This is a genomic window from Pseudomonas brassicacearum subsp. neoaurantiaca (assembly GCF_013608025.1).
In the GTDB taxonomy this organism is placed as follows: domain Bacteria; phylum Pseudomonadota; class Gammaproteobacteria; order Pseudomonadales; family Pseudomonadaceae; genus Aquipseudomonas.
Genome location: NZ_VDLV01000058.1, coordinates 108,900 through 114,955, shown reverse-complemented (window position 1 = coordinate 114,955; position 6,056 = coordinate 108,900). Strand labels below are relative to the sequence as shown.

The following is a 6,056-nucleotide window of genomic DNA, read 5'->3' as shown; positions in this document are numbered from 1 at the left end:
AGGTTGAGCACGGTTTCCAGTTCATTGCGGGCCATGCGCCCCACGGGGATACCGGTCCAGTCGGCGACCACCGAGGCCACGGCCTGATAGTCCACGGTTGGCAGGATCAGCGGGGTTTCGCCTTGCAGGGCGGTCAGGCGTTGTTGCAGGTCCACCAGCTTTTCGCGCAGGGCATGGCTGGTTTCGCTACCGTCTTCGCTGTCCACCACGCCGACGCGTTCGCGCAGGGTGGCGCGGGTTTCCAGCAATTCGTCCACCAGGGTTTTCTCTTCGGCCCAGCGGCTTTCCAACTCGGCCAAACGCTCACGCTCGGCACTCAGCAGGCTTTCGCTGTGGGTCTGGCGGCTGCCGATGGCCACGCCAATCGCGTGCTCACGGGCGATGATTTGCAGTTCGGTTTCCAGCGCTTCGATGCGCCGGCGGCTGTCGTCCACTTCGGCCGGCACGGCGTGCAGGCTGATGGCGACGCGGGCGCAGGCGGTGTCCAGCAGGCTCACGGATTTGTCCGGCAACTGGCGCGCGGGAATGTAGCGGTGGGACAGCTTGACCGAGGCTTCCAGGGCTTCGTCGAGGATCTGCACCTGATGGTGTTTTTCCATGGTCGAGGCCACGCCGCGCATCATCAGCAGGGCTTTGTCTTCCGACGGCTCGGCGACTTGCACCACTTGAAAGCGACGGGTCAGGGCCGGGTCTTTTTCGATGTGCTTCTTGTACTCGGCCCACGTCGTGGCGGCCACGGTGCGCAAGGTGCCGCGGGCCAGGGCTGGCTTGAGCAGGTTGGCCGCGTCGCCCGTGCCGGCGGCGCCACCGGCACCCACCAGGGTGTGGGCTTCGTCGATGAACAGGATGATCGGTTTCGGCGAGGCCTGGACGTCCTCGATGACTTGGCGCAGGCGCTGTTCGAATTCACCCTTCATGCTCGCGCCGGCCTGCAACAGGCCCACGTCGAGGCTGCGAAGTTCCACGTCCTTGAGGGACGGCGGCACGTCGCCGGCGACGATGCGCAGGGCAAAGCCTTCGACCACGGCGGTCTTGCCCACTCCGGCTTCGCCGGTGAGGATCGGGTTGTTCTGCCGGCGGCGCATGAGGATGTCCACCAGTTGGCGGATCTCTTCGTCACGGCCAACGATCGGGTCGAGCTTGCCGCTGCGGGCCTGCTCGGTGAGGTCGACGGTAAAGCGCTTGAGCGCTTCCTGCTTGCCCATGGCGGCTGGAGCCATGGCGCCGCTGGCTTCGCCCGGCACGGCGCCGGCGTTGAAACCGTCGCTGGCGGCCAGGGCGTTTTCCGGCGAGTCGCCGACGTACTCATCGAAGCGCTCGCTCAGGGCTTCGACCTTGACCTTGTCGAACTCCGACGACAGGCCCAGCAGCGCGTGGCGCAGGCTCGGCGTCTTGAGGATGCCCAGCACCAGGTAACCGGTGCGCACCTGGCTTTCGCCGAACATCAGGCTGCCATAGACCCAGCCGCGTTCCACGGCTTCTTCGACGTGGGACGACAAGTCGGTGATCGACGTCGAGCCCCGTGGCAAACGATCCAGGGCTTCGGTGAGGTCACGGGCCAGGCGCGCCGGCTCGATGTTGAACTGGCGGATGATGCGGTGCAGGTCCGAGTCCTGCAGTTGCAGCAACTGGTGAAACCAGTGGGCCAGTTCCACGTAAGGGTTTCCGCGCAACTTGCAGAATACGGTGGCGGCTTCGATGGCTTTGTAGGCCACGCTGTTGAGTTTGCCGAACAACGCGGCGCGACTGATTTCACCCATGCTCATGGCTCCTTGAGGTCTGTGAGGTGTTGGCCTGTTCGGCGTAATGCCGGGCCAGTATTAGATCGTTGGCATCTTTTTCAGGACGTCCCAGCCAGGTGTTGAAACCCAGGCGGAAACGGCCATTGAGTTGTAGCGCGGGCACTTCGGGCTGTTCCAGGACCAGGTTCAGGTCCCAGTCCAATTCATGGCCCAGGTATTCGGCGACCCAGGCCACCAGCTCGTCGAATGGTCGGCTGCCGGGCAGCATGCCCATGTAGTCGACGAGCTTGAGCGGGCCCAGGCGAATGCGGAATTTGTGCTGGCGATCCCAGACGAACCGGCCCAGGCAGAAATCCACGCCCAGTTGAGCGTTGACGCCGACGCGGCTGCGCTCCGGCAGCTCCAGCCATTGGCCGACGTACTCTTCGATTTCCACCGGCAGGCCGAAATACTCGCTGAGGATCGCCTTCAAGCCGTCCGGGTAACGGGTTTGCGCTGACAAATGGCCGCTGTAATGCAGCTTCGCCGTGTCGGGGATCAGCCCTTGGTTGAGCAGGCTCGGCATGCCCCGGCCGCTGAGTGCCGCCAGGCGCGCCGACCAATAGTCATCGTCCGGGCGGTCGTGGCTGACCGTTGGCCGCGCTTCGGCCCAGGCCCGGTAGAACAGGCTGAGCAGGCGGTGGTGGAACACATCAAGGAAGCGTTTGCTGGTGCTGTCGCCATTGTTGCGCTGGCGTTCGCGCACGTATTCGGTGATGTGCAGCGGCATCGGACCGTTGGGACCGCCGAGGCCGAAGAAGAACTGCTCCAGGCGTGCCGGCGCGCCATCGACACCCGGTTGCACCGAGGCCAGCGTCGCGGGGGCGAAGGTGCACTCGGCCTGTTGCCCGAGGCGCAGCGGGTCATCGGCCAGGCGCAGGGAATGGCCTAGGCGCGGCAGCTCGGGCGTTTCGCATTCGATGCGCCGCAACGCCTGGAAAAAGTCGTATTCCCAGGGTTCCTGGTGCATCGCTTCCAGGGTACTCACAGGGTCGGACGACGTCCGGGCTTGGCTTTCCATCGCATGATCTCGCCGCGTTCGGTGGTACGGATCACCGTCTCGGTAAAACTGTTGATCGACACGTAGCGTGCCAGGAAACGTTCCAACACCGCGCCGAGCAGGAACACCCCGGTGCCGCGAAACGCGTTTTCGTCGAATTCCAGGCTGATCTCCAGGCCACGTCCAAAGACGATCGGGCCGGGCATCGGCAGGCGCCGGGTGCAGGGCTTGCTGCTGACTTCGCGCAGGCCTTCGATCTGCAATTGCAGCGCTGCGTCGTTGCTGTCGCCGTACAGGCGCAGCAGTTCACGGAGTGCAGCGGCGCCTTGGCCCTGTTCGCTCAACGACAAATAGTTCAGCGACAACTGGCTGATCAATCGCCAGGCCTTGGCGTCGTGGGCGTGGCTGGCTTGGGGACGACTCGGCCCGGCGACGCAGCGCACCGCGCCCACCGGGGCACTGTCGGCCAGGGTGAAGTCGGTCTTGCCGTTGCCCACGCTCATGAACAGCGGCAGGTCGCGGTTGGTGCACAGCGCGGTCACGCCCAGTTGGCGCAAGTCGTGGCGGTAGGGCGCTTGCTGGCTGTCCACCAGGCTGACAAAGGTCTCGCTGCCGACGTAGGTCGAGCGCGGACCGTTGCGGCGCTGGTCGCTGGACAGCACGCGGGGTTCGCGGCGTACGGTGTAATAGGCCTTGTCGCGGCCATAGCGCGACGGATCGCGCACCGCATAGAACGGCAGGAACGGTTGCTCCGGCCCGGTGCCGTGGCCGGTCAGCCCGGTCAGCGAATGCACTTCGAAATCCATCGGCCGGGTGCGGTCGGCAATCACGTGGTGTTCGTTGACCCGGTCCGACAAATGGATGCGGTCCAGGCGCTTGGGAAACAGGTTGATCGCCGGGGTGCAGAACGGCAGAAACTGCGAGGCGCCGACGCTGCCTTCCAGGCTCGGATCGTGGCGATCGAACAGCACGATCAGTTCCAGCTCCTGGCCTTCGCAACGCTTGACCGCGCGGCTGAGCTGGGTGAAATCGACGAACAGAAAGCGATGGGGCAGGGCGAAGTATTCCTGCAACAGGCGATAGCCCTGGAAAGCCCGCGACACCACTGGCAGCGCGGCCTCGGCGTCATCGAAACCTTGTGAGCGCAACGCATCCTGGGGCAGCCGTTCGACCCAATTGCCGCCGGGCTGGCGCGCGAACACCGCGCAGGCGTTGCCCAGCAGTTGTTCGTAGAGGCGGAACGGCTGCTCATCGGCACCGCTGAGGTACAGCGGCAGATTGTCCAGGTCCAGACTGTTGAACGGCAGCTCGGCGCCGGTGCGCAGGGTCAGGCGCAGGCCGGCCTTGGCTTTCGGTTCGCTGGCGGCCAGGCGCCCGAGCACGGCGGACGGGTTGCCGAAATACTCGGCCTGGCTGACCTGCAACGGCCACAACGTCACCGCGTGGGCGGTGCGGTACTCGCAGCAGGTCTGGGATTCGCGACCCAGGGCGGCGCGCAGGATGGTGTCGCGTGGCAGCGGGAAACCGCTGCTCAGCGAGCCTTCGTCCGGGTCGGCCTGCATCTGCACCACGGTCATCGACGGCGTCGGTGCCAGGTAATGCGGGTAGGCGATTTCCAGCAGGTTGTGGGTGAAGGTCGGGTACTCGGCGTCGAGCTTGAGTTGCACCCGCGCCGTCAAATAGGCGAAGCCTTCCAGCAGGCGCTCGACATACGGGTCGGCGCAGTCCATGCCGGCCAAGGTCAGCCGACTGGCAATCTTGGGGTATTCCTTGGCGAACTCCGCCGCGCTTTCGCGCACGTGGTGCAATTCCTGGTTGTACAGTTCCAGCAGGCGCGGGTTCATGGGCGTCTCCGCTGGTCGGCGTTGACCACGCGCACGTGGCCGGTTTCCAGGTCCAGGTCGGTTTGCAGCATCAGGCGCAGTGGCACCGGCTGCGCCCAGAGGTCGCCTTCGATCTCGAAGCTCAGGGCGTTGTGGTTCATCTCGGCCGTCGCCCGGGCCCGCACGCGCAAGGTGTGGCGCAGGATGCGCGGCTCGAACGTGGCGATGGCCTGGTGGATCAGAGCTTCCAGGGCGGGCACGTCAACGTTCGACGCACTGTTGCCCGCCAGCGCCGGCAGTCCGAAATTCACCACCGACGTGCCTGCCGCCGTGTGCATCGTGGCATCGTCGTCGAGCAGCGACGTGGTGTTGAGCAGCCATGCGAGGTCACGCAGTACCGAGGCTTTCAATTGGGTAAGGGAGAGCACGCGCTTGTCGGCACTTTCCTTGGGATTGGTCGGATCGTCGTCGGTCAGCCGGTCCAGCAGGGACGGTTGCAGGCGATCGCGGGTGGCGATTTCGGTTACCACGAGAAAGGCGCTACATACATTTTTTGGTCGCCGCCGGAGCCGCAAGCTGCATAGACGCTGATCGTTCCCGCCTCGAAACCTGCCGGCATCTGACGAATAGCCTGCATTTTGCTCAGGCAATCGCGGCTGGGGGCCGGCATGTGTTCGCTGCGCCAAACCGCGAATATAGGGACGTTGTTGAACATTTCCACGCGCAGTTTCTGCTGTTTATCCAGACTAAAGCCGCAAGGCCATTCCATGTCCAGTTTCATGCGGCTCTGGTCAGGTTTTACCAGTGTGCACTGGCCTTGGTCGTCGACTAGCTTGAGCTGCTGACCAACGAAATCGGCTTGCGTGGTCAGCGTATCGGCATGCTCGGCGCATGCGCTGAGGCTGATCAGGCTTGTCGCCAGGCATAGGGCGAGCGCGGGCTTCTTCATTAGATGAGCTCCCAGAACCAGACCTTCTTGGAACGGTAGAACAGGTCGCTGGTTTGGGTCAGACCACGATTCCATAAATCGATATGGTCGCCGCTACGACCTTCCGGGGTCTCTCCTGACTGTTGGAAACAATCCTTGAAGAAAATCAACCCGGTCTTGCCCATCAACTTCTGCCGGTCGGCGGCGCTATTGCTGAGGATGGTCGGACGCCCCAGATGGTGCTTCCACAACCAGTTCGCCAGCGATTCGGCGCCCCTGGCGTGTTCATGGGCACACTTGGGTTCGGTGTAGGTGGACTTGTTGACCTTGATGGACTTCTCCGCATTGAGCGTCAGGCTCATGCGAATCGCGCACTGGTTCGCCCAAGGGCCGTCGCAAGGTTTCGCGTCGGGATGGGTCACCAGCAAATCGGAATAGGCTTTCCACAAATTGATAAACGAAGGCTTGGCCATGACTCAGACACCGGACAGAAAAGGATGGGATGCGAGCAAGCACCAAACACC

6 protein-coding genes are annotated in these 6,056 nt (G+C 63.9%); all 6 read right to left on the bottom strand.

From position 1 onward, the window contains the following. The coding region (locus FHK92_RS25820) for an AAA family ATPase (protein ID WP_181290615.1) at positions 1 to 1,760 on the bottom strand (1,760 nt) is incomplete at its 3' end. Then, positions 1,753 to 2,802 (bottom strand): type VI secretion system baseplate subunit TssG, encoded by a 1,050-nt coding sequence (tssG, locus tag FHK92_RS25815; protein ID WP_181290614.1) that lies wholly within the window; start codon positions 2,800 to 2,802, stop codon positions 1,753 to 1,755. The genes FHK92_RS25820 and tssG, both read right to left, overlap by 8 nt. Continuing rightward, positions 2,766 to 4,625: a type VI secretion system baseplate subunit TssF gene (gene tssF, locus FHK92_RS25810; protein WP_181290613.1), complete on the bottom strand. Its 1,860-nt coding sequence runs from the start codon at positions 4,623 to 4,625 to the stop codon at positions 2,766 to 2,768. The genes tssG and tssF overlap by 37 nt, the downstream gene beginning before the upstream one ends. After that, a complete protein-coding gene (tssE, locus tag FHK92_RS25805; protein ID WP_181290612.1) occupies positions 4,622 to 5,134 on the bottom strand; it encodes a type VI secretion system baseplate subunit TssE in 513 nt (170 codons plus the stop codon). The genes tssF and tssE overlap by 4 nt, the downstream gene beginning before the upstream one ends. Next, complete coding sequence (locus FHK92_RS25800; protein ID WP_181290611.1) at positions 5,128 to 5,553, bottom strand: hypothetical protein; 426 nt, start codon at positions 5,551 to 5,553, stop codon at positions 5,128 to 5,130. Before FHK92_RS25800 ends, tssE begins: the two co-directional genes overlap by 7 nt. Then, the gene (locus FHK92_RS25795) at positions 5,553 to 6,005 is read right to left on the bottom strand and encodes a type VI secretion system amidase effector protein Tae4 (RefSeq protein WP_181290610.1); all 453 of its coding nucleotides are present in this window, start codon (positions 6,003 to 6,005) and stop codon (positions 5,553 to 5,555) included. Before FHK92_RS25795 ends, FHK92_RS25800 begins: the two co-directional genes overlap by 1 nt. Positions 6,006 to 6,056: the final 51 nt, after the last annotated feature.

What these genes read in the sequence shown, in the direction of transcription:
- tssF (WP_181290613.1), bottom strand. Translation starts at nt 4,625, where the DNA reads ATGAACCCGCGCCTGCTGGAACTGTACAACCAGGAATTGCACCACGTG.
- tssG (WP_181290614.1), bottom strand. Translation starts at nt 2,802, where the DNA reads ATGGAAAGCCAAGCCCGGACGTCGTCCGACCCTGTGAGTACCCTGGAA.
- FHK92_RS25795 (WP_181290610.1), bottom strand. Translation starts at nt 6,005, where the DNA reads ATGGCCAAGCCTTCGTTTATCAATTTGTGGAAAGCCTATTCCGATTTG.
- FHK92_RS25800 (WP_181290611.1), bottom strand. Translation starts at nt 5,553, where the DNA reads ATGAAGAAGCCCGCGCTCGCCCTATGCCTGGCGACAAGCCTGATCAGC.